This is a genomic window from Clostridium bornimense (assembly GCF_000577895.1).
GTDB classification, from domain to species: Bacteria; Bacillota; Clostridia; order Clostridiales; family Clostridiaceae; genus Clostridium_AN; species Clostridium_AN bornimense.
In genome coordinates, this window is sequence record NZ_HG917868.1 from 1,167,314 (window position 1) to 1,186,643 (window position 19,330).

Consider the following 19,330-nt stretch of genomic DNA (forward strand, 5'->3'; position numbering starts at 1 on the left):
TGAAAATTTGTAGGCGAGAGCCTTTTTTAGTGCACTGTATTTTTATTAAAGAGGTGATTGTTTATGAAAAAATTATTTAGGCATGATTTAAGAATTAATAAAGAACAAACAATGGTGAGTATAACAGATATTATAGAAGAAGATATTAATAAAAGTGGTATAAAAGATGGAATAGTTATAGTATTTTGTCCTCATACTACAGCAGGTATAACAATAAATGAAAATGCAGATCCAGATGTAGTAAGAGATATAATTTATGGCCTTGAAAAGGTATATCCTACAAGAGATAAAAATTATAAACATTTTGAGGGAAATTCTCATGCCCATATGAAAGCTTCTACAATGGGAGCTTCGCAAACTCTTATAGTAGATGATGGTAAGATGGTACTTGGAATTTGGCAAGATATATACTTTTGTGAGTTTGATGGGCCGAGAGATAGAAAATTTTTCGTTAAAATAATGGAAGGATAAAAAATAATTTATAAAGTATTGACTATAACCTTACGTAAGCCCGTATAATTCAAGATGAAAAGGATAGTAGGGGGTAAAAATTATGGTAAATGGAAAATATACAGCTGGTGAACTTGCGAAATTGTGTGGAGTTTCTGTAAGAACAATAAGATATTATGATGTAAAAGGATTATTGAAACCTATTGAATATTCTGAAGCTGGATATAGATATTATGATGATAGTTCAATTAATACATTACAAAAAATATTAATGCTAAAATATTTAGGATTTTCTTTAGAGAAGATTATTGAAATTATTAATAGCAATCTAGGGGAAAATTTGAGTCAGTCGCTTAAGGAACAAAGAAGACTACTTATGGAGAAAAGGGAACATATTAATTTAATAATTAATGCAGTAGAAGAAGCAGAAAGATATAGCGATAGCTGGGAGAGCTTAATTAAAATTATTAGTCTTACCAATGAAAAAGAAGAAGTAATAAAACAATATAGTACAGATATTAACCTTAATAAAAGAATGAATATTCATGATAAATTTAGTACTAATAGCTACGGATGGCATAAATGGGTGTTTGATAAAATGAAATTAAAAGAAAATATGAGGATTCTTGAAATCGGTTGTGGTAATGGAGCTTTGTGGTTAAATAACTTAAATAGGATTCCTAAAGGATGTAATATATTTCTAACAGATTATTCAGAAGGAATGTTAGAAAAGGCAAAAAGAAATATTATTAGTAATAATGATGTAAAATTTCAATTTATGCAAAAAGATGCTGATAATTTTGAAATAGATGAAGATAAATTTGATATTATTATTGCCAATCATGTATTGTTTTATATAAAAAATAGAGAAAAATTATTTTATAGTATTAGAAGACTTTTAAAGAATGAAGGTGTTTTTTATTGTTCTACTATAGGGAGAGAACACATGTTAGAACTTCATAATTTAGCATATGAGTTTGATGAAAGGATATGTATTCCACATGATGAAATGTGTAATGAATTTTCTTTAGAAAATGGTAAGGAGCAACTTAGTAAGGCATTTAATAGAGTTAGTAGAATTGATTATGAAGATAGTTTAATTGTTGATGATAGTAAAGCATTATATGATTATGTTTATTCAATTCCAGGTAATGCAGCGAATCTTATTGACAATTCTAAGAAAGATTTCAAAGAATTTTTAGATGATAAGATAGAAAAAGAAGGTGCTATTTATATTAATAAATCTACTGGAATTTTTAGATGTCATTAGGGATAGAAGGAAAAATAAATAATATCGTATAAACATTATAAAATAGGAAAATATAAGTTTGAAGTAATAGTTAAGAGGTGAAATTATGGTGAATAGCAAAACAGATTATACAACTTCAGATCCATCATCTAAGAAGTATGGTAAGAAAGTGAAAGATAAAGGAAATGAAAAAACAATTTATGGTTCATATGAGCCATCTACACGTACAGATTTTAAATAAATTTGCAATTGAAATGAGCTGTTGTGCAATAGTGTACAATAGCTCATTTCAATATATTTAAAATATTTCGAGGATTTCTACAAAATAGTTATTACTTGGTGCTTCAACTTCAACAATATCTCCAACAGTTTTACCAAGTAAAGCTTTACCTAAGCCAGACTCGATACTTATATGCATATTTTCTGGATCTAAATCCATAGTAGTTACTAAAGTAACAATTTCTTCATCATTTGTATCAACAAACTTAATTTTAGCTTTACTATTAAGATTTAAGACAGAATTATCGCTATCAGTTTCATCGATAATAATAGCTGTTGATATCATTGTCATTAAATATTGTATCCTGTTATCATTGGCTCTATAATTTGCACAAGCTTCTTTATATTCTGCATTTTCAGAACGGTCACCATGAGCAGCAGCAATAAGTTTTTCCTTAGCTATTTCAGCTCTTTTAACAGTCATTCTATAATCTAATTCTTCTTGTAATTTTTTTATATTCTCTTTAGTGAGCTTATTATTCATAAAAAATTAAACCTCCCCGATATTATTATGTAAATATTATATAACATATAAGGGGATATAAAAAATATACAGATATAGTTTTATTATATTGTTTAGAAATTAGTGATAAGGTATAATTATTTATATGTAATTAATTTGAAAATGCAAAATGAAGGGAGAATACTAATGGATAGAAATGATTTTTCCCATTTAGAAGATCAGATTAGGGCTACGGTAGAAAATGCTGCAAGATATGTAGAGTTCGCTAAAGTAAGGGTAAATAATACAGCAGAAGATACTCTAAACGAAGTGATATCAAAATTTAAGAATACATCTGATTATTTTGAGAGAAAAGTTCAAGAAAATATTTCTCAATATAATTATTCTAAGAATAGAAATGATGCTATAAGGGTAAAGGATAATGTTACTAATATGTATATAGCAAAAAAGCCAGCAGGTAGAGTTTCAGGAATAGTTCTTAATGTAATTGGAACTATAGGAACTATAGGATTTGCTATACCATTAGTGATATGTTCTATAATTAAGATATCAAGTGAATATGCATTAGTAGGTATGAATATAGCAATATATATATTAGCATTATTTTTTATACTTAGTATTTCTTTATCTTATAAGGGAGCTAGTTTAAGAAATAGGGTAAAACGATTTAGAAAATACGTGAGATGTCTTTCAGGAAGAAATTATTGTAGGATAGATGAATTAGCCAGCTCTGTTGCTAAGAATAATAGTTTTGTAATTAAAGATTTAAAAAAAATGATAAGATTAGATATGTTTAGGGAAGGTCATATTGACGATGAAAAGAGTTACTTTATGTTAAGTAATAAAGTTTATGAAGAATATCTTAATTCAAAAGAATCTTATAAAAGAAGAAAAGCAGAAGAGGAAAATAAAGATAAAAACGTTGATAAAGATGATGACAGTGAGAAAAGTGATATTGAATTGATAAGTGAAATGAGAGAAAAGTATATTTCTGAAATAAAGTATGCTAATGATGTTATCGAAGAAAAAGAAATCTCTATGAAACTAGATAGGCTTGAAAGAATTGTAGATGAAATTTTTAAGCAAGTAGAAAAAAATCCAGAAAAATTATCTGAAGTTAGAAAATTTACAAATCACTATCTACCAATGACTTTAAAGTTGGTTAATTCTTATAAAGAGTTAAATAATCAATACATTGAAGGAGATAATGTAAAGAAAGCTAAAATAGAAATAGAAAAAAGTATAGATTTAATAAATGGTGCTTTTGCCAATTTATTAGATGATTTGTTTGAGGATGTTGTTTTAGATATATCTTCGGATATTGAAGTATTAAAGACATTATTTACTCAAGAAGGATTGACAGAAGATGATTTTATAAAAGATGATAATGACAATAATGGAGGAATGTAGATGAGTAATAACTTTGATGAAGAAATAAATATCACCCCAAGTTTATCTTTTGATGCTGTTGAAGAAATTAATGAAGTAAAAAAGCTTCAGGAAGAAAAGCCAAAGGAAGCTAATGAAGAAGAGATATTAACTGTTGAGGAAAAGAAAATGGTGGATGATTTTGTTGAAAAGATTGATTTAACAAACTCTAATTCTATTTTGCAGTATGGTGTAGGAGCTCAAAAGAAGATAGCTGATTTTTCAGAAACAGCACTAAATAATGTTAAAACTAAAGATTTAGGTGCTATTGGTGAAATGCTTTCAAATGTAGTAGTAGAACTTAAGAATTTTGAAAATACAGAAGAAAAGAAAGGTTTTCTAGGTATATTTAAAAAACCAGCGCAAAAATTTGAAGATATGAAGGTTAAATATACAAAGGTTGAAGGTAATATAAATAATATATGTACAGCTCTTGAGAAACATCAGATACAGCTATTAAAAGATATATCGATGTTAGATAAAATGTATGAAATAAATAAAGTATATTTTAAAGAATTAACTATGTATATTTTAGCTGGTAAAAAGAAGCTCGATAGGGTAAGAAATGAGGATTTGGCAAAACTTGCAGAGAAGGCTAGATTAAGTGGGCGTACAGAAGATGCTCAGGAAACTAATGATCTTGCAGCTTTATGTGACAGATTTGAAAAGAAAATTCATGATTTAGAATTAACAAAAATGATTTCACTTCAGATGGCTCCACAAATTCGTTTAATTCAAAATAATGATACTTTAATGTCTGAGAAAATACAATCTACTATTGTAAATACGATACCTCTTTGGAAAAGCCAAATAGTTTTAGCACTAGGTGTAGAGCATTCAGCTAATGCTGTTAAAGTGCAAAATGAAGTCACTAATATGACTAATGAACTTTTAAGAAAAAATGCAGAAACATTAAAAATGTCAACAATAGAAACAGCAAAGGCTTCTGAACGAGGCATTGTTGATATAGAAACTTTACGTCAAACTAATGAATCATTAATTTCTACTCTTGATGAAGTTATGCGTATACAAGCTGAAGGCCGTGAAAAGCGTAAAGCAGCAGAAGAAGAGTTGCATAATATCGAAGAACAATTAAAAAGTAAATTGTTAACATTAAGAAAATAAGTCCCTCTAAGGAGGTGACTTATTTTTTTTATTAATTAATCAGTATTCTATTGCATAATATAATATTATTTACAAATACTATTTGGAAAAGTTACTAAAAAGGATAGGTGATATTTATATGAATAATAATATGTTTAGTGATGGGTTAAAAAATATACTTTTAGTTGGAATCGGTGCTATGGCAACTACTACAGAGAAGTGTAAAGAGATCATTGATGAGCTTGTAAAAAAGGGAGAAGTTACTGTAGAGCAAGGGAAAGTTTTAAATGAAGAATTAAAAAGAAGTATCAAAGAGAAGAAAAATGAAATATCTGATGAAAAAATTTCTGAAGTGTTAAGTGAAATAAAAAAGATGAGTCCTGAAGAAGTAGAAAAACTAAAAAATAAATTAAATTCTATATAATTAAGAAGCTGATAAAATGAAGAATAATAAGAAGCGTCTAAAAGAGATAATATCAGTATTAAAAAAATACAAAATAACAAAAGGAATTACTCCGGAAAAATGTAGAAAGATAGTTGAAGAATTAGGACCAACTTTTATTAAGATAGGTCAAATAATGTCCATGAGAACAGATATACTACCACAAGATTACTGTGAGGAACTAAAAAAATTACAGTCAAATGTTGCACCTATGAATTACGATACAGTAAAAAGTATAATAGAAGAAACTTATGATATGCCTATTGATATGATTTTTAAAAAGTTTGATCCTATACCAATAGGCTCGGCTTCTATTGCTCAAGTTCATAAGGCTATATTAAAAGATGGAAGATTAGTAGTGGCGAAGATACAAAGAAAAGATATTTATGAGAGTATGTATAGAGATATTAACTTATTAAAAAAAGCTCTTTCAATGACAAATTTATCTAAATTAATGGGTAATGTTATAGATTTTAATATGGTCTTGGATGAGATGTGGGAAGTAGCATTACAAGAAATGGATTTTCTTATTGAAGCTAGTAATATGGAAAAATTCAAAAGAAATAATAAGGATATACTGTATGTAAGTTGTCCGTATATAGAAAAAGAATATACAAACTCTAAAATATTGGTTATGGAATATATTGATGGTATAAGGATAGATAATATAGAACATCTAAAAGAAGAGGGATATGATTTATCAGAAATAGGGATTAAGCTAGCAAACAATTATATAAAGCAATTATTAGAAGACGGATTTTTTCATGCTGATCCTCATCCGGGGAATATATGGATAAGAGGTAGGAAAATTTACTGGATTGATTTAGGGATGGTAGGAACATTATCTACTTATGATAAAGAAATGTTAATGAAGGTTGTTGAAGCTTTTGTTGAAAAAGATATTAATAAAATAAAATCAGTATTATTAATAATAGGTAGGCCTAAGAGTGGTGTTAATGAAGAAAAATTATACAATGACTTGGAGAGTATAGTAAATAAATATAGTAATATGCCTATGAGAGAAATAAATTTAACAGTAATTTTAGAAGAATTTATGGCTATAGCTAAGGAACATAGCATCACTATGCCAAAAGGAATTTCTCTGTTTACTAGAGGATTATTAACAATACAGGGTGTTATGGCAATGCTAAGTCCTGATATTGACTTGATTGAGATATTAACTAATTTTCTAAATAATAATTTTATAAAATCTATAGATGTAAAAAAAGAAATTTTATCTATAGGTAAGGAAATATTATATTCTAGTAAGAAATCTATTTCTATTGTCAGTGAACTTTCAAATTTAATTAATATGACTATTAAAGGACAAAGTAAGATAAATTTAAAAATTATAAGGTTGGAGGAATCACTGAATTACATTGATAAGATGGTAAATAAAATAATAGTAGCTGTGATTACTGCAGGGTTGCTTATTGGATCTAGCTTAATTTGTACTACGAATATGAAAATAAAGATATTTGATATACCACTACTTGGATTTTTAGGGTTTCTCGTAGCGCTTATATTAGGTGGAATACTTATTGTAGATATTGTTAAAAAGTAAAGTCATTATAATATTATTACTATATTATAATGATTTTTTATTATATTTAGCTAATGTATAGATAAGCATCGCGAATTTACATTAATGTTTTCAAATTCTTTAAACCTTGACATTGAATTTACAATGAATTATTATTTCTCTATAATAATAATTATTGTTTGATAATTGCTATTAGAAAGAATATCTACAGTATATATTTAATAATACTATAAGGTAGTTATAATTTTGCTAAGTAGATATCTTTTATTTAGTTGTGGCAGTAGATAAATTAGGAGGAGAAAATGAATTATTCAAAAACTGCAGATGAGATCCTAAGGTTTTTAGGAGGAGAGAATAATATTATAGAATTGACTCATTGTATGACAAGGTTAAGAGTTAAGGTAAAAGATTCTCATAAAGTTAACAAGGATAGACTTTCTAAAATAGAAGGTGTTATTACTATAGTTGAAAGTATGGGACAAATTCAGATTGTTATAGGTAATAAAGTGGTAAAAGTTTATGAAGAGATAGCTATGAATATTCCTAACAGTGATAAAGTTATAAATGATAATAAAACTAATGACAAAGTATGGAACAAGGTATTATCTACTATAGCAGGAATATTTACACCTATAATTCCTGCTATAGCTGGTTCTGGTATGATAAAAGGAATATTATCTGTTGTAGCAATGTATTATAGCAATAAGCATGGAATAGATATAAAAGAAATGGATACATATATTATTTTAAATGCATTAGCAGATGCTATATTTTATTTCATGCCTATTATGCTAGGATATACTTCAGCTAAAATGTTTAAAACAAATGAAATAATTGCAATGGTTATAGGGGCAACACTTTGTTATCCTGCTTTTGTGAGTTTTATGACTGGAGATAGTGAAGTATCTTTATTTGGACTTACTTTAACAAAGGCTTCATATACTTCTTCAGTAATTCCTATTATTATAGCAGTATGGGTTCTTTCTTATGTTGAGAAATATCTTAAAAAGTTTATTCCAGAAGTAGTAAAAATAATAATGGTACCAACATTATCTTTATTAATTATACTTCCAGCTACATTATTTTTATTTGGGCCTATTGGAATTTATATTGGTAATTCTATTAATTTCTTATATAAATTTATATATGAGTTTAGCCCTGGATTATGTGGTGCATTTATTGGCGGATTATGGTGTGTATTAGTTATTTTTGGAGCACATAGAGCTCTTGTACCTATTGGTATAAATGATGTGGCGAAAACTGGTAGACAAAACATACTAGCTTTTGCAGGAGCAGCTAATTTTTCTCAAGCAGGAGCAGCTTTAGGTGTATTTTTTAAAACAAAAAATAAAGATTTAAAAACTATATCGATGTCAGCAACTATTACTGCATTATTTGGTATTACAGAGCCGGCAATTTATGGTGCAAACTTAAGATTGAAAAAGCCTATGATATGTGCTGTAATATGTGGTGCAATTGGAGGAGCGATAATGGGTATAGGAGGAGCTTTTGGTAATGCTTTTGCAAATCAAGGAATTTTAACAATTCCAGTTTATGCTGAAGTAGGTTTAAGAGGATTTATAAGTTATTTAATTGGAATTAGTATTGCATTTTTTGGATCAGCTATATTGACATATATAGTAGGGTTTGAAGATATACCAAGTAGAGGCATGAAAGGAGAAGAATAATGGGAAACGTATTTCCAGAAAATTTTTTATGGGGAGCATCATCATCAGCGTTTCAAATTGAAGGTGCTTGGGATGAAGATGGAAAAGGGTTAACTGTAGCAGATTATAATTCATTTAGAAAATCACATATTCAAGCAGATACAAAAGTAGCTTCTGATTTTTATCATAATTATGAAGAAGATATTGATTTAATGAAAGAGTTAGGAATGAAGACATATAGATTTTCACTATCATGGGCAAGAATCATTCCTGATGGAGAAGGAGAAGTTAATAGAAAGGGTATAGAATTTTATAATAAAGTTATAAATAAATTAATTAAAAATGGAATAGAACCTTTTGTGACATTGTATCATTTTGATTTACCCTTTGCTTTAGTAGAGAAGTATAATGGGTGGGAAAGTAGAAAGACAGTAGAAGCTTTTCATCGTTATGCAAAAATTTGTTTTAAAGAGTTTGGTGATCGTGTAAAGTATTGGCAACCTCATAATGAGCAAAATTTAATTGTAAGAATAGAAGAGAGAATTAATATATATGATGAAGAGGACAAATGGAAAATAGACAAGATGAGAGCACAAATGGATTACAATATGTGTTTAGCTCATGCTTTAGCCGTTAATTCTTGTCATGAGATGATAGAAGGAAGTAAGATTGGTGCTGCAGTATCTTCTTCTGTAACATATCCAATGACATGTAAGCCAGAAGATGTATATGCAGCACGTATGAATGATAACTTTAAAGTATATTATATGCTTGATATGCATTATTATGGTGAATATCCAGGGTATTATATTAAATACCTTAAAGAAAGAAACATTATGCCGTATATGAAAGATGAAGATAAACCAATATTAAAAAGTGCAAAGATGGATTTTATTGCTGTTAACTATTATAGAACAAATTGCGCAGAAGCATTGCCAGTAGATGAAACTCATGAATTTGGAGTTAGAGAAGGCAGTGTAGATTTTAACATGTATGGATTATTTAAAATGTCTATGAATCCTAGATTAAAAGCTACAGAATATGGAGCATCTATTGATCCTTCAGGATTACGTGTTGCATTAAATGAATATTGGCAAAGGTATCATCTGCCACTTATTATAACTGAAAATGGGTTAGGAACACCTGATATATTGGAAGATGGAAAGGTACATGATTCTTATCGTATTGACTACCTTAGAAATCATATTAAAGCTTGTGAATTAGCTATAGAAGATGGTGTAGAGATGTTAGGATATTGTCCATGGTCTTTTATGGATCTTTTAAGTTCTGCTCAGGGATTTAAAAAACGTTATGGTTTAGTGTATGTAAATAGAACGGATGATGATTTATTAGATATGAAAAGAATTAAGAAAGACAGTTTCTATTGGTATCAAAAAGTTATAGCTAATAATGGAAAGTTAGATTAATTATAAAAGAAGAGTATGGAACATATGGAGATACTATATTGTTTTATACTCTTTTTTATATGGTTTTTAAAACGTTTACGTGAAGAATACTTGAGTTTAATGTGAAGATAAAATGTAATTTTTACATAACCTATTATTTATTATAAATCTCTATGATAGAATCTGTAATGTAAAAAGAATTGGGGGGATGATATTATGAAAAGTAAATGGATAAAGTTGTCTATAATAAGTTTGATATTTATATTTTTGTCGATAGGTATAATACTTATCGATAGAAATTACTTACTTACGAGGCAGAATAGTTCATCTAATAAAAAAATAACAAAGAATATTGAGTTTTTTAATAATGGGGAGATATATTATGTTGATAAAGACGAAGATACTTCTATATTTACAGCTAAATATCAAAATACTATATCACAAAAGATTCAAGATTTATTAAAAGATAATGAGTATAATATGGAAAATCCACTTATTATTAATAATCCATATGGAACTAATACTTTGTCATTAAATATATATTTTGAAGAAGAAAGAAAGATAGATGTGAAATATACAATAACCGCTGAGGGAACTAAAGATTTCTCAAAATCTTTAAAATATAATGATAATAATGAATATCAGATTATTGGATTAGTTCCAGGGAAAACTAATAATGTTCTTATAAATTATTATGAAGATGGTAATGAAGTTGGGAGAAAAGAATTTAATATTATAGTACCAGAATTAGAACATGATATTGATGCAGAATTTACTTTTGAGGATGGAGAAAGTAATGAAGAAATTACTGATGGATTATTTGCTTTATTAGGTCACGATAAGTCTTTTAGTTCAAATATATACTTATATGATAATGATGGCATAATAAGGTCAGAGTTAGTATTAGATGATTATAGAGGTGATAGAATAATATTTAAAGATGATAAAATGATTTATTCTAATAGCACTAATAGTATAATAGCTGTAAACAACTTAGGAAAGATTGAAGATTTTTATTCTTTAGGTAATTATGAAATGCATCATGATTATGTCTACGATGAGGTAAATAATAAATTATTAATTTTAGCTAATAAATTAGGAAGTGAAACAATAGAAGATGTAGTGATTTCACTTGATTTAGCAACAGGTGATGCAAAAGAAGTATTAGATATGAGAGATTTATTAGGTGATATGTATGAAAAAGCAGTAATGCCGAAATCTGGTAAAAACACTTATGGTGGTGATGAGCTAGATTGGATTCATTTAAATAGTCTTCAAGTTATAGATGGAAAAGATATAATTGTAAGTGCAAGAGAGTTAAGTACTATAATAAGAGTTAATAATATATATAATGATCCTGAATTGAAATATTTAATTGCTGATGAATCTGTTTATAAAGAAACAGAATATGAAGAGTATCTTTATAATAAGATAGGAGATTTTACAGCCAATGCAGGTCAACATACAATAACTTATATTAAAGATGATAATTTAGAAGATGGTAAGTACTATATTTATATGTTTAATAATAATTACAAAGGAGCATCAACAAGACCAGATTTTGATTGGAGTAATTATGTAGGCTGCGGTACTTATTCTGAAGGTGATAAATCTATGTATTATAAGTATTTAGTAGATGAAAATGAGGGTACCTATGAATTAGTAGATTCATTTGATGTTGATTATTCAAGTATTGTAAGTAGTGTTGAAATATTACAGGATAATTATATTGTAAGTTCAGGAATGTCTCATAGTTATGCAGAGTATGATAGTGAGAAAAATTTAATAAGGAAATATAAGTATAATTCTAAAAAATACGCGTATAGAGTATTTAAATATACCTTTGATAATTTTTGGTTTGAATAAAAACATCTATTGATTCTTAAATATGTTATTATATAATTACTGTAAAACAGTAATTATAATTAGATATTTAAGGGGCGAGTATGGATTTTAGAAATAAAGAAAAGCATATGATAATTATATTGATGGTAGTAGCTATTTTTTTAGTAGATGGAAAATGTTTAATAAAAAAATTTATTGGTGTTCCATGCCCTAGCTGTGGATTAACAAGAGCAATTGTAGCTGCACTTAATTTAAATTTTTATAAAAGTTTTTCTTATCATCCTTTATTTTGGTTTATTCCTATTGTAATAATAATCATTATTTATGGAAAAAGGCCTTTATTTGGAAATAAAAAATATGAGATAGTCTTTTATATTAGTACAATTATGATTATATTAGTAGTTTATATTGTAAGAATGGTAATGTTATTTCCTAATACAGTTCCAATGGATTATGATAAGTCTTCGTACGTGTGGAAGATAGTAACTTTTTTTAAGAATATTATATAGATAATTTTATAATGTATGAGGTGAAATATTTTGAAAAGTATATTTTCTTACAATACTAGTATAGGAAAAGTTAATGTAGTTGAAGAGGATGGATTTTTAACATATGTTTCTATATCAGAGAATTTTGTTATTGAAGATGCGACTATTAAAGAAACAACTTTAATTAAAGAGACAATAGGACAAATAAATGATTTCTTAGCTGGAAGAAGAAGAGAATTTGACCTTCCATTGTTACCAAAGGGAACAGAATTTCAGAAAAAAGTTTGGAGGGAACTTCAAAATATACCGTATGGTACAACATGTAGTTATAAAGATATTGCAGAAAAGATTGGCAGTCCTAAAGCTGCACGGGCTGTAGGAAGGGCTAATAATAAGAATCCTATTATACTAATAATTCCATGTCATAGAGTAGTAGGAAGTGATGGAAGATTGGTAGGTTATGGTGCAGGATTAGAATTAAAGGAAAGATTATTAGCTTTAGAAAAAAATAATTAAATGGAAGTATATAATAAAATACGCTACATAGGGTAATAATTTGAAATTATGTAGCGTATTTTTTATAATTACAATATTATTTCATCAAAATCGTTTGGAGCATAAATTGTTCCAGAAAAAACCGTTTTTCCCTCTTGAATATAACGATCTTTTCTAGAAGATAAATTTTTATCTTCGCCATGAAATAGTATAATAGCTTTAGCATTTAATATTTTTGCATTATTACAAGCATCCTTAGCAGTAGCGTGATGTTTTTCATAAGGTTTAAATATTTCTCTATCTTCGTAGGAACAAAATGCCTCATGCATTAAATAGTCTACATTTTCACAATATGTTTTATTGTTTTCATTGTAGGGTTCATCACCTAAAAAGGATAGAGATTTACCGTTTGCAAGTTTAATATTAAAACCATGCTGTAGTTCTTTTGTACTACCAATATCAAAGAAAGCAATCTTTTGATTTAATATAGTAGTAGTATAACCATCACTTATAGGATGGAATAATATTCTTTTATCAAAAAGATTGGTAAACTTTTTTTGTAAAACGAAAGAACATATTGACTTAATGGCATCTATAGATTTTTGATGACAATAGATATTTAAGTCGCCTTCGTAGTTTTTTGTGTTTAAAATACCATGACAAGCAGCACGGATTACCCATACAACACCTAAAATGTGATCATTGTGGTTATGAGAAATAAAAATATTATGAATTGATTTAATAGGTATATTACATTTTTCTAAATTTGTTAATATTGTATTTCCGCCACCACAATCCACTAAAAAGTATTCATTATTCTTTGAAATTGTAAAACATGTATTATAGCATTTAGTGACCATGGCGGAGCCTGTACCAAGCATTGTGATTTTTTCCATAATGGAGCCTCCTCTATATAAGTGAAATAACTATTCCTTGGAATAATCCAATAACTAGTCCAAGTATTAATCCTAAAATTTCAATATGCTTTAATTCTTTTTTTGCAACACTTATTATGATTCTTTCTAGTTCTAAAAGATCTAATTCATTTATTTTTTCAGTTACTATTTTTTCAATTTCAACTCTTTCTTTTATCTTGTCAATCATATCATCAGTTATATCATTTATAGCAGAAGATACTTCTTCATTAACTATTGAATCTATTTTAGGGGCTACCATCATTTTAAAAGGAGCAGGAATAAAATTTAATTTTTCATTGATTATATTTTTGATTCTATTTTGCACATAAGAAGTTAAGTTTAATTTATCTTCTTCTGTGAAAGCATCATTAATAATATCATCTATTGATATTAGTTCATTGGCAACAACTTGTCCGATGTTTTCAGCTATTTCTTTCTTACGTTTAGGAATAAGTCCAAGAAGCTCAATATTAAGTATAGGTATCTTTATTGGGTTTATAGGTCTAAATATAAGTTTTATTGCTAAAATATTAGTTATCCAACCGATTATACCACCAATAAGAGCTAGTACAATAATTGTAATAAATGTATTCATAATTATCCTCCTAAGTGAATTTACTTATTAAAAGTATTGTATAATTTATAATAGTATAATTCAAGATTAGGTTTAATAAAATAGATAGAAAGCTGGTGTTTGTAATTATGTATACATATTTATTTGTAATTAATTTCATTGCATTTATAGTGATGGGGATAGACAAAAGTAAAGCAAGAAAAGGAAAATGGAGAATATCAGAAAACACTCTTATATTGATAGCTATTATTGGTGGATCTTGTGGAATGTTAATAGGGATGTATTACTTTAGGCATAAGACTAAGCATAATTTGTTTACAATAGGTATTCCAAGTATACTTATTATTCAAATAATACTAATAGTTTATTTTTTATATAATATGTTTACAATATATTAAAAAGTTCTAGAATATTACGAAAATACTTACTAAAAAAGCATATAAAGGTATTATTTTGAAACAGGCAACTATTGATGTATAATTAAGAATAAAATGACTTGCAATATGAGAGAGTGATATAAATGAGCAAAAGTATTTTGAATGTAATTAAAGACTATATAGATAATCATAAAAAAGAAAAAATAAAGTATTTAAGTATAATTATTATTTCATTAATGATTATATCCTTTTTTTATAATAATTATTTTTTATATGATACTGAAATTGCTAAGATAAATTCTATCGATGAAGTATTTGAGGGGGAAGAAAAAGGACCTGATGGGGATATCGAAAAGAATTATACACAAAATATTATAGCTACAATAAAAAATGGTGACTTTAAAGGCAAAGAAGTTATTATAAAAAATAAATATTCATCGTCATTAGTATATACAGATAAATATAAAATTAATGATGATGTATTTATCACAAAAAAAGTTGATAAAAATGGAGATATTACTGGGAATATAACTGGACTGAAAAGAGATAAGTATATAGTTATAACTATAGTTATTTTTATATTATTATTGATTTTGGTAGGAAAACAAATAGGGGGGTTAGTACTTGGAGGTCTTATAGTTAACATAGGTGTATTTTATATTATGATACATCTATACTCTAAAGGTATAAATATACTTCTATTAAGCGTACTTGCAACGTTTATATTCTCTACAGCTTTTTTGATGATAAGTAGTGGTATTAATAGAAAAACATTTGCAGCTATAACAATAACATTAGTATCTGTAGCTATTGTTACACTTTTGTCTATAATAATTCTTCAGTATACCGGTGGACTTGATTATGAGTTTATGGAGTATCTTCCGAAACCATACAATACATTAGATGCTGATTATATTTTTATTTCTGAAATAATGATTGGTGGATTAGGGGCTGTTATGGATATTGCGATAACTATGGTTACCACTGTTAATGAATTAATTGATAAAAATCCTTATATAAGTAAAACAGATTTAAAAAATTCATGTACAGAAGTGGGAAATGATGTTATGGGTACTATGATAAATGTACTGTTTTTCACTAATTTAGCAGGATGCATACCGATTTTTGCATTGAGTATAAAGAATGGAATAAAGCTTACTACCTTATTAACTACATATATACCTTTTGAAATAGCAAGATTTTTAACAGGAAGTATAGGAATTGTGATTACCATACCTATAGCGACATATTTGTCAACAAGAACATTGAAAAGGATGTGTAACCAATGATATTAACTTTAGCATTTATATTATTTATACTTATGATTTTAATTGGTAGCGATAGAGGAGCTAAGTCATTTTTAACTTTAATATTTAATATGGTAGCATTAATATGTACAATATTATTAATATCTAGCGGATATAATAGTCTTGTTATAACGTTTTTTACTTGTATGTTTATTAGCGTAATAACACTTTTTTATCAAAATGGTATAAATGTTAAAACTAAGACAGCTTTTATTTCGGTAATATTTACAACATTACTTTTATTAATTTTTGTGTATTGTATAGCTAGTAAAAGTATAATTCAGGGAATACCTATAGAGCAACAATTTGAGGGAGAAATGATTGCATATTCAAAAAATATAAATTTAAATATGACAGATATAGAAATATCTATTATTATCATTGGACTTATAGGTGCAATTTTAGATACATCTGTAGCAGTTGCAACATCGACTTATGAGGTTTATACAAATAATACACATTTAAATAAGAAAGAATTATTTAAATCATCGATGAATATGGGAAAAGATATTTTAGGAACAACTATGAACACTTTATTTTTTTCATATATTAGTGAATTTATGACGTTAATGATTTATTTTAATAAAAATAAGTACTCTTTTTCGAAAATTATTAATTCAAAGGTATTTGCTCAAGAATTTATAAGAATATTATTTAGTGGTATTGGTTGCATTATGATTATTTTAATTACAGCTACAATTACTTCAAATGTTATTATGAAGATAAAAAATATAAAAAGTAAGGCTGTTACATAATGAACTGCTCCCTGTCAAGTAGACAGGTGAAATAATAAAAATATTTAATATAGCTAATCACTTTTGTGGTTAGCTATATTTTATGCTACAGATTTTAATAAATACTCCCTATATTCTAACGGAGTCATAGAGTTGAGACGTTTTTGATATCTACGATTATTGTAATAATCTATGTACTCTATAATTGCTGCTTCTAATTCTTCATATGAATTAAATTTCTTTAAATAATACATTTCTGATTTTAACATACCCCAAAATGCTTCCATTGGACCATTATCAATACAACGTGATACTCGTGACATACTTTGAATCATATTAGCTTCTTCAAGCTTTTTCTTAAATGTTTTTGAAGTATACTGAAAACCACGATCACTATGAAAAATAGGCGTAGCCTGCGGATACTCCCTACGGGCAATATCAAATGTTTGAAACACTAGATTATTATTATTTGAATGCCCAATTACAAAAGAGACAATACTCTTATCAGAAAGATCTAGAATTGCACTTAAATATGCTTTCTTTCCAATACCATACTTCATTTCCGTTACATCTGTGAGCCACTTTTCACCAAATTTATCTGCATAGAAATCTCTATTTAGAATATTATCAGCTACAGTTTCAGGTGTAGATTTTTTATAAGTTTTTCGTTTTCTACGACATACTGACTTTAGATTAAGAATACACATAAGCCTATAAATTCTCTTTGGATTTACATGAAAATCATTTTCACGATTTAATTTTATAGTCATTTGTCTATATCCTAATATTCCGTTTATTTCTTCATATGATTCTTGTATAAGTGATAATAACACCTCATTAAATTTTTCATTCATACTTACTTTGCGATTCGTCCATTTATAATATGCGGAGCGTGCAATACCGGCTATTTCACATAATTCTTTAATAGAAAAAGATTTTTGCTTATGCAACTCTTGTATTGCTAAATAGATAAATTCATTTTTTGTTTTACTTAAAATCGCCTCCTTTCTATTTCGTCTAACTTTTTTAAGAATTCTATCTCCATCTGTTGTCTACGATTTTCGGCTTCAAGTAATTTGTTTTTCGCTTTTAACTTTTCTATTTCAGACATTTCATCGGCAAGCTTTCGCTTTCCACGTTTATCTAATAGTGCTTCAATGCCATTGGTTTCATATTTCTTAATCCAACTATATATTTGTTGATATGATATTTGAAATTTTTCTGCTGTTTTAGCGTAATTTTTATCATTTTCTATATAATACTTTACAATCTCAATACGTTCATTATAAGTTGTAGTTCTACCTTTAGTCATAATTGCTGTCCCTCCAACTCCAGAAGATTTTAGTTTATTATGACTATTATATATTGAAATCCATCTTTGTAGTTGCGTTTTTGAACGTATTTTATATTTTGCACAAATTTCATCTTGAGAATATAAATTTGACAAATAAGCTTCTACTGCTTGTAATTTCAATTCTTTAGAATAGCCCTTATATCCTTCCATCGTAAAGGCTTCCGCGCCTATACTATTGTAGTTACGAATCCATTGACGAAAAGATTCTAAGGCAATCCCCAGCATAGATGAAAAATGACTCATACTATTTTTACTTTTTAGATATTCCTCAACATATTTAACTTTTTCTTCAGCACTAAAATTACGTTTTTTACACATAAAAAAATACTCCCTCTCATGATAGACATTTTAATTATTTTATGTGTCTACCATAAGGGGAGCATATCATAATAAAATATGTACAGCCATTTATTTATATTAAGTTGTAATGTTTTAAAGCATTTTCAATACCATCATTATCAACAGAAGTAGTTATAAAGGAGACTAAATCAAAAATTTCTGGATTACTATTTCCCATTGCAATACTATTTTCTACGTATTGGAGCATTGATAAGTCGTTAGTACTATCACCTATAGCATAGGTGTTTTTTAGAGGAATATTAAGGTGATTAGTTATATATTCAATTCCAGAAGCTTTGGAGTATCCAACTGGAACTAGTTCATAAAAATTTTCACCTCTTTTAATAAATTCAAAGATGCTTTTATATTTGTTGTAAAATCCAGAGAAGTCACTAGACTCAGTAGAAAAAATAACAAGCTTGTCTACATCAATTGATGGATTATCCCAAGTTGAACCTGTATAAAAACCTTCTTTTTTATGTTGATCTATTATTTTTAACACATAAGGATGATTTATATTGTCTATTTTATCGAAGTAAATATCATATCTACCTTCTAAGAGGCCTTCTAAATTAAAGTTTTTCATATCCTTTGCTAATTGACAGGAAAGTTTATTACCTAGAGATTTATAGAATAGTACTTCATTATTAAACTCAATATAAGTACCACAACCACAAATATAACCGTCAAAATTGAAACTACGAATATAATCAGTTATTTCAGATACAGGTCTTCCTGTATTAATGAAAGCTAAATTACCATTAGCTTTTAGCTCTTTAAGTGCATATTTTGTACTATTAGGTATTAAATGTGTTTCCTCATCTATCAGAGTCCCGTCTATATCGAAAAATATAATTTTTTTATCCATT

The 19,330-nt window shown here is 27.3% G+C and carries 21 protein-coding genes; 15 read left to right on the forward strand and 6 right to left on the reverse strand.

The window, feature by feature from the left end; translation table 11 throughout:
* The first annotated feature begins 63 nt into the window (after positions 1–63).
* The 3 genes from CM240_RS05120 (at position 64) to CM240_RS18135 (ending at position 1,940) form a co-directional block, all read left to right on the forward strand.
* Positions 64–471 (forward strand): secondary thiamine-phosphate synthase enzyme YjbQ, encoded by a 408-nt coding sequence (locus CM240_RS05120; RefSeq protein WP_044037103.1) that lies wholly within the window; start codon positions 64–66, stop codon positions 469–471.
* Between the two features lie 82 nt (positions 472–553).
* Positions 554–1,720 (forward strand): MerR family transcriptional regulator, encoded by a 1,167-nt coding sequence (locus tag CM240_RS05125; protein ID WP_044037105.1) that lies wholly within the window; start codon positions 554–556, stop codon positions 1,718–1,720.
* A gap of 85 nt (positions 1,721–1,805) precedes the next feature.
* A complete protein-coding gene (locus CM240_RS18135) occupies positions 1,806–1,940 on the forward strand; it encodes a hypothetical protein (RefSeq protein ID WP_278246579.1) in 135 nt (44 codons plus the stop codon).
* Positions 1,941–1,997: 57 nt separating this feature from the next.
* On the opposite strand, the gene greA is transcribed toward CM240_RS18135, so the two are convergent.
* The gene (gene greA / locus CM240_RS05130; protein WP_044037107.1) at positions 1,998–2,462 is read right to left on the reverse strand and encodes a transcription elongation factor GreA; all 465 of its coding nucleotides are present in this window, start codon (positions 2,460–2,462) and stop codon (positions 1,998–2,000) included.
* A gap of 165 nt (positions 2,463–2,627) precedes the next feature.
* Between greA and CM240_RS05135 the strand changes: the two genes are divergently transcribed.
* The 9 genes from CM240_RS05135 to CM240_RS05175 all read left to right on the forward strand — a co-directional run bounded on the left by CM240_RS05135 (position 2,628) and on the right by CM240_RS05175 (position 12,880).
* On the forward strand, positions 2,628–3,851 hold the full coding sequence (locus tag CM240_RS05135; protein ID WP_044037109.1) for a 5-bromo-4-chloroindolyl phosphate hydrolysis family protein: 1,224 nt from the start codon (positions 2,628–2,630) through the stop codon (positions 3,849–3,851).
* Entirely contained in the window at positions 3,852–4,994 is a 1,143-nt protein-coding gene (locus CM240_RS05140; protein ID WP_044037111.1) for a toxic anion resistance protein, read from the forward strand.
* A gap of 118 nt (positions 4,995–5,112) precedes the next feature.
* The gene (locus CM240_RS05145) at positions 5,113–5,397 is read left to right on the forward strand and encodes a phasin family protein (protein WP_044037113.1); all 285 of its coding nucleotides are present in this window, start codon (positions 5,113–5,115) and stop codon (positions 5,395–5,397) included.
* 16 nt (positions 5,398–5,413) lie between these two features.
* Complete coding sequence (locus CM240_RS05150) at positions 5,414–6,979, forward strand: ABC1 kinase family protein (protein WP_044037115.1); 1,566 nt, start codon at positions 5,414–5,416, stop codon at positions 6,977–6,979.
* A 281-nt stretch (positions 6,980–7,260) separates the two neighbouring features.
* Complete coding sequence (locus CM240_RS05155) at positions 7,261–8,646, forward strand: PTS transporter subunit EIIC (RefSeq protein ID WP_044039753.1); 1,386 nt, start codon at positions 7,261–7,263, stop codon at positions 8,644–8,646.
* Positions 8,646–10,052: a glycoside hydrolase family 1 protein gene (locus CM240_RS05160; protein WP_044037117.1), complete on the forward strand. Its 1,407-nt coding sequence runs from the start codon at positions 8,646–8,648 to the stop codon at positions 10,050–10,052. Before CM240_RS05155 ends, CM240_RS05160 begins: the two co-directional genes overlap by 1 nt.
* Before the next feature lie 195 nt (positions 10,053–10,247).
* Positions 10,248–11,897 carry an aryl-sulfate sulfotransferase gene (locus tag CM240_RS05165; RefSeq protein WP_051483703.1) on the forward strand — a complete coding sequence of 550 codons (1,650 nt, stop codon included), beginning with the start codon at positions 10,248–10,250 and terminating at the stop codon, positions 11,895–11,897.
* A gap of 80 nt (positions 11,898–11,977) precedes the next feature.
* The gene (locus CM240_RS05170; protein WP_044037118.1) at positions 11,978–12,385 is read left to right on the forward strand and encodes a DUF2752 domain-containing protein; all 408 of its coding nucleotides are present in this window, start codon (positions 11,978–11,980) and stop codon (positions 12,383–12,385) included.
* A 30-nt stretch (positions 12,386–12,415) separates the two neighbouring features.
* Positions 12,416–12,880 carry a methylated-DNA--[protein]-cysteine S-methyltransferase gene (locus CM240_RS05175; RefSeq protein ID WP_044037120.1) on the forward strand — a complete coding sequence of 155 codons (465 nt, stop codon included), beginning with the start codon at positions 12,416–12,418 and terminating at the stop codon, positions 12,878–12,880.
* A 68-nt stretch (positions 12,881–12,948) separates the two neighbouring features.
* Here the strand turns inward: CM240_RS05175 and CM240_RS05180 are convergent, their stop codons facing one another.
* Together CM240_RS05180 and CM240_RS05185 are read right to left on the reverse strand one after the other, a co-directional pair.
* On the reverse strand, positions 12,949–13,755 hold the full coding sequence (locus CM240_RS05180) for an MBL fold metallo-hydrolase (RefSeq protein WP_044037122.1): 807 nt from the start codon (positions 13,753–13,755) through the stop codon (positions 12,949–12,951).
* Between the two features lie 13 nt (positions 13,756–13,768).
* Positions 13,769–14,371 (reverse strand): DUF445 domain-containing protein, encoded by a 603-nt coding sequence (locus CM240_RS05185; RefSeq protein ID WP_044037124.1) that lies wholly within the window; start codon positions 14,369–14,371, stop codon positions 13,769–13,771.
* 107 nt (positions 14,372–14,478) lie between these two features.
* On the opposite strand from CM240_RS05185, the gene CM240_RS05190 reads away from it, so the two are divergent.
* From CM240_RS05190 to CM240_RS05200, 3 genes are all read left to right on the forward strand, one after another.
* A complete protein-coding gene (locus CM240_RS05190) occupies positions 14,479–14,748 on the forward strand; it encodes a DUF1294 domain-containing protein (RefSeq protein WP_044037126.1) in 270 nt (89 codons plus the stop codon).
* A gap of 122 nt (positions 14,749–14,870) precedes the next feature.
* Positions 14,871–16,016: a YibE/F family protein gene (locus tag CM240_RS05195; RefSeq protein ID WP_044037128.1), complete on the forward strand. Its 1,146-nt coding sequence runs from the start codon at positions 14,871–14,873 to the stop codon at positions 16,014–16,016.
* Positions 16,013–16,789 carry a YibE/F family protein gene (locus tag CM240_RS05200; protein WP_044037130.1) on the forward strand — a complete coding sequence of 259 codons (777 nt, stop codon included), beginning with the start codon at positions 16,013–16,015 and terminating at the stop codon, positions 16,787–16,789. Before CM240_RS05195 ends, CM240_RS05200 begins: the two co-directional genes overlap by 4 nt.
* Positions 16,790–16,869: 80 nt before the next feature.
* Here the strand turns inward: CM240_RS05200 and CM240_RS05205 are convergent, their stop codons facing one another.
* From CM240_RS05205 to CM240_RS05215, 3 genes are all read right to left on the reverse strand, one after another.
* Positions 16,870–17,802, reverse strand: a complete 933-nt coding sequence (locus CM240_RS05205; protein ID WP_156930482.1) for an IS3 family transposase — start codon at positions 17,800–17,802, stop codon at positions 16,870–16,872.
* Positions 17,760–18,440 carry a helix-turn-helix domain-containing protein gene (locus tag CM240_RS05210; RefSeq protein ID WP_044035761.1) on the reverse strand — a complete coding sequence of 227 codons (681 nt, stop codon included), beginning with the start codon at positions 18,438–18,440 and terminating at the stop codon, positions 17,760–17,762. The genes CM240_RS05205 and CM240_RS05210 overlap by 43 nt, the downstream gene beginning before the upstream one ends.
* A 94-nt stretch (positions 18,441–18,534) precedes the next feature.
* A complete protein-coding gene (locus tag CM240_RS05215; protein WP_044037132.1) occupies positions 18,535–19,329 on the reverse strand; it encodes a Cof-type HAD-IIB family hydrolase in 795 nt (264 codons plus the stop codon).
* Position 19,330: the final 1 nt, after the last annotated feature.